Genomic DNA, 5253 nt, shown 5'->3' on the forward strand with positions numbered 1-5253 from the left:
ATAGCCAATCTTCGCCATGTGCAATCCCACTTAATACCAATGAAAGACTATTTTTTTAGAAATTATCATAAGTTAACCAATTTTGAAAAACCTTGGTTTGTCGGAAACGGTGAATTTAGCGAAAAATGCTCTTCCTAAGGACTCAACTGAATCATTCACGTCAAGCAATCACAATATTAAAACAGGTGGAAATTATTCCAGTTTATCCCTAACAAAGGGAGATGGTCGATATGTTTTCATAGAAACTACTTCTCATGAAGAAGGCTCTTTTTGTGCAATAGGATATCGTGAGCCTGACTCCTCAAATATAAATGTTGTTCACTTCCCTAGAAAGAGCGGCTATGTTGCAATAGCTAATGAGCATTATTCTAAATCAGAGTCTGACAGTCGATTTATTCAGTTAAATACGGATACAAAAACATCAGGCTATATATTAGCTAAAACTGCAAACTATTATGATGATCCTAATTCACGTCATTTGGGCCGTTCGGGATTTTTGAGGCCTAATGGAATTGATAATCTTGGAGCATTAGCAATTCATATAGCTCATCCTGACGTTGATAGTTCTCAGCACGCGCGCGGGCTTTCTTTCGGGTATGGGGGTTATTCAGAAGCATTCAGCATTTCTACGTATGCATTTGACGAAGATGGAAAATTTAAAGGTAAAAAGAGAATTTTAACGGAAGACGATGTTATTGTTCCCGTCGGTGTTCCACTTCCATACCCCCATCGCTATACGCCTGTCGGTTACTTAACGTGCAACGGCCAAACATTTGATAAATCATTATATCCGAAGTTAGCAGAAGCTTATCCTACCGGTAGAGTACCTGACTTAAGGGGTGAATTTATCCGAGGATGGGACGATAGCAGAGGAGTAGATCCAGGGCGAGTGTGCGGTACGTGGCAAGGAGATGCAATTAGAAATATTACAGGTGATGTCTCGTTCGGCGGTAACTTTGGATTTGATGCAGTGACAGAAGCAGCGGGTGTGTTTGCGGGTAAAGATACAATGCTGTGGCGAGCAGACACTCACAGATCTGATCTAAAAACAGCTAATACTAATTTAGTGTTTAACGCATCACGTGTTGTCCCAACAGCAAATGAAAATAGACCCCGCAATATCGCCTTTAACTACATAGTGAGAATAGCATAATGACAGAACAAAAATATTCTTTAGAACATGAAACAGCCGTATTGGGTAAAGATGGATTAGCAATTCAGGCAGGTTGGATAAAAGTTTATCACTCGAATCAGATAACGAGAGAATTCACGAGCTCTGATATCGAGTATGTAATGCTCGGTGTCAGCTTATCAGCGGGCGCTTATCCTGATGCCCCGGAACTTCCCGATTCTGATGACGAGGCCGTATGCCGTAGTGTAGACAGCAAGTGTTGGGAAATCTTACCGGATTATCGCGGAAAAATCGCTTACGATACGAAAACTCGTGCTCAGACTGAGATAACAGAAATCGGTGAGCTACCCGATACGCTAACATTCAAGCAACCCAATACACATTTTGACAAGTGGACCGGTAAAGAATGGGTAACTGATGAAGCTGTTCTGAAAGCAAGCCAGATTGATCAGGCAGAGCAGCAGCGTATCACACTACATCAACATGCAAATGAAACCGTTATGTTACTACAATATGCCGTTGATACTGAATTAGTGTCAGAAGAAGAAAAGGCGCTGTTGTTTGGGTGGAAAAAATATTTAGTATTACTAAGTCGCGTAGATACCTCATTGGCTCCTGATGTTACATGGCCGGAGATGCCAAAATAAATCACGTATCCTGATAAAATACACGGTGTGCCAGGTTTTTTTAATTTACATGGCACACTTTTTCATTTTATGATGTACCACATTGGCAGTCATGATTATAGCTGTATTTCTTTTTCTTAACCGAGTGTATATTGTCAGGAAAACGTTAAGTCATACGGTTTCTCAGTTCTGCGAACATTAGAAGAAACGTAAATTTTTGGTTTCTTAGCTGTAGTACTAAAAATTTGAATCGTAGGATGATTAAAATATTTGATAATGAAGCTTAAAATAAATGTTAATGTATTGCTTGAGAATACATAAAAATTTTGTCTTTTTATTGAGTTATGTATTAAGATAATAATACCGATAAACTACATTTTGGAATTACCAATGATTGCGGAATTAGTAAAGAAGAACATATCATGGAGTACTTTCTTAGTTGGAGGTTATGTTTCTCTTATCTATCTAACTGGTGTTACTAGATATAAGAGCCTCTTTCTTATATTGATGCTAATAACATCAATTTTTTATCTATGCAAAACCCCAAAAATATATCTTGGTGCATTAAAGAATAAAATATTTTCTGCACTGTGTTTCTTTGCTTTTGCAGTAATTTATTCTATTTTTATATCAAAAAATCCTGGGATTAGCTTTAATGAGATGAAGACTCCATTCTTCAGAGATGTATTCCTTGTTTCTATTTTAATATTTATTTTGTTGTATAAAGAAGATAGCCTAAAAATAAACAAAACGATCTTGTGTGTTTTTTTTATAGGGTTGTTTCTAATAACTTCAAAAGAAATTTATTTATATTTCATGGATTACAAAGATAATATAATGCCGTTTTCTAATTATAATCATAGAAGTGTTTCGGATGGCATTGTATTTTTCTTTCCTGTTTTACTATCTATTTGGTACCTTATTAAAAACAATAACTATTTTAGACTGCTAAGTATAATTTTATTTTCTATTTTAGTATTATTTATATTACTCGGAACCCTTTCTAGAGGTGCTTGGCTTGCTGTTTTTTCCATGTATATACTTATTTTGTTAATAAATAGAGATTGGAAAATATTCATAATCACATTAATCTTTGGAACTGCTATTTTATCGATAATGAAATTAGAAAAAGATAATAATAAATCCTTACTTTTAACAAAAATGGAGCAACTAGACAGTAGTCATAGATATAAAAATGGTACTCAAGGTTCTGCTTTAACGTTAATATTAGAGAATCCTATTTTTGGATATGGTGCAGGAAATAAAATATACAACTCTGTATATAATGATAATGTCGTTAATCATAAAGAATGGACATTTAAAAACTCATTAGGCCCACATAATATATATCTTACGGTTTGGTTTTCATCAGGAATTATTGGGATTCTATCCTTTTTATATCTTGTGTTTACATATATAAAAGAGGCGGCAATATTAGTTTTAAGTAAAAATAAATACACAAAACAAGTTTCAATTATGCTAATGATTTCTTTTATTGGGTATTTTATCGTTAGAGGTAATTTCGAAAGTGTTCACTTAAACATATTAGGTGTTTATCTGGGATTTTTAATGTCAGTTATAGCTAATAGTGATAGCCGTCTTAGTTGACGGCTTTATTCTATAACCATTCATTTAAAACGTCTAAAAGTTTATTACTGATATTTTCCCAATCGTAGCTATTAAGTGCAATTGATTTAGCTTGATTGGCAACAATTTTCATATTTGGATCATTTAGTGTCTCATTAATATCTAAGGAAATACTTTCAACAGATAAAGGTTCTTTCAAATGGAAACCCGTTTTATTATGTATAACAAATTCTTTTATTCCACCTCTGGGGCTTACAAGAACAGGAGTTCCACTGGCCATTGATTCTAAAGCTACCATGCAGAAAGCCTCATCTGCTAATGATGGAATTACTGTTAAGTTGGCTAGTGGATAGATTTTATGCATATTTTTAGGAGGAATATTTCCCGCAAGTACACAGAATGAATTCATCTTCTTAGCTTTTTCAATGACTTCTTTTCTATAATCTTCACGATCTCCTTTTTTCTTATTTTCATAATCGCCTACAATAAGTAATTTTATATTTTTTATTGTGTTTTTCAAAATGGCTATTGATTCCATTAATTCAAGGACACCTTTACCTTTATCTAACCTTCCTGCATAAAGAATAACAATATCTTTATCTTGTAAGTTAAACTTTCCTCTATTCCAGCATTCACTAGAATCATACATACTTTTACTAATACCATTAGGAACTACTTTTACATTAATACCGGGAACTTCTTTTTTAAAAAAATCGGCTAAAAAAACACTTGGTGTGATTAGCTTTGTTTTGAAATCAAGATGTTCTGTGTTTTGTTTATTATGCATATGAAGAATTATTAATTCTTCCGGATAATACTTTTTTATTTCGTTATACAATTTAATGGAATTATGAACTATTAATATTGAGTCGCTTTTTTTACTTATTTTATAAGCTTTTGAGGCTATTCTTTTACTATAAGGCAATGGATCTAATCCTGTCCATTTTTTAAATACTCTTTTATAAACGCTACTAATGTGAATTCTATATATAGTAGAGGCCTCATTTATTATTTCTACTTTTCTTTCATTACGATCACCTTTACAGATTATTATATTTTTAACGTTTGATTTTTTTGCTACATTATAAATCCACCATTCAACAGCAGCCGAATAGGTAGGAGGGATAGAGTGAAATTCTGGAGCTACAAATATAATTTTTCTCATAATAATATTCCTCCTTTAATAAGGGATAATTCATAAGTACTATATCTAAATGCTTTTATTTCATTATCATCATAAATATAGGGATTTAATCCAAACAGAGGCCAATAAGATATAGATATTCCTCCATATTTTTCAGTATATTTTATTTGTTCTATTACGTAGTCAACATCTATCACTGAGAGCCTATTCGCCACACAGATCACAACTAGCTCCTTACAGTGCTTAATTATTGAGACAAAATCATCATAATACATTAAATTAACGGCATTTGATCTAACTTGAGAACCTTTAGAGTAATAATTAGTTTGAAATACCCAGTAGTCTGTTCCTTTGTGATAAAGCTTTTCAGGAGCATTGTCATGAGCAACACACCACTTTATCAACTGCTGAAAATCTTGGGCATGTGAATCGATCAATTTCTTGTTTACTACACCATGTAATTTTAGCATGTTTTGCGTAATCGATAGTTAGGTTACTAAAGGGTATTTAGAGCTTACCTGTTCACAATACTCTGCTTTACCGAGATATCAGCTTATTCTAAATTACGTAACGTAAAGATATATAATAAGCTCTAGGGAAGAATTTGGCTAGATAAAAATTGAATCCTGGTTTTTACTAGAATTTTTTTAAGTGGCGGATTCGACTAATAAGTGCAATTTTTCAGAAGGGCGGTCAGTTGCTATAGTAGGCATCTTTCTCGCCAAAGGAAAATGCACTATGGCCTATACACAACTGACCGAAAC

The 5253-nt window shown here is 33.4% G+C and carries 5 protein-coding genes; 3 read left to right on the forward strand and 2 right to left on the reverse strand.

The features are described 5' to 3' along the window. Nucleotides 1-109 precede the first annotated feature (109 nt). From ABR397_RS21690 to rfaL, 3 genes are all read left to right on the forward strand, one after another. Nucleotides 110-1153, forward strand: coding sequence for a phage tail protein (locus tag ABR397_RS21690; RefSeq protein WP_350307530.1), 1044 nt, complete (start codon nt 110-112; stop codon nt 1151-1153). Continuing rightward, entirely contained in the window at nt 1153-1779 is a 627-nt protein-coding gene (locus ABR397_RS21695; protein WP_350307531.1) for a tail fiber assembly protein, read from the forward strand. The genes ABR397_RS21690 and ABR397_RS21695 overlap by 1 nt, the downstream gene beginning before the upstream one ends. Nucleotides 1780-2148: 369 nt before the next feature. After that, complete coding sequence (gene rfaL / locus ABR397_RS21700) at nt 2149-3366, forward strand: O-antigen ligase RfaL (protein ID WP_350307532.1); 1218 nt, start codon at nt 2149-2151, stop codon at nt 3364-3366. A 10-nt stretch (nt 3367-3376) separates the two neighbouring features. Here rfaL and ABR397_RS21705 read toward each other — a convergent pair whose 3' ends face one another. Both ABR397_RS21705 and ABR397_RS21710 read right to left on the reverse strand, forming a co-directional pair. Beyond that, nucleotides 3377-4510, reverse strand: a complete 1134-nt coding sequence (locus ABR397_RS21705) for a glycosyltransferase (protein ID WP_350307533.1) — start codon at nt 4508-4510, stop codon at nt 3377-3379. Further along, nucleotides 4507-4959: a hypothetical protein gene (locus ABR397_RS21710; protein WP_350307534.1), complete on the reverse strand. Its 453-nt coding sequence runs from the start codon at nt 4957-4959 to the stop codon at nt 4507-4509. The genes ABR397_RS21705 and ABR397_RS21710 overlap by 4 nt, the downstream gene beginning before the upstream one ends. Nucleotides 4960-5253 lie beyond the last annotated feature (294 nt).

This window comes from Photorhabdus viridis (assembly GCF_040256935.1).
Lineage (GTDB): Bacteria > Pseudomonadota > Gammaproteobacteria > Enterobacterales > Enterobacteriaceae > Photorhabdus > Photorhabdus viridis.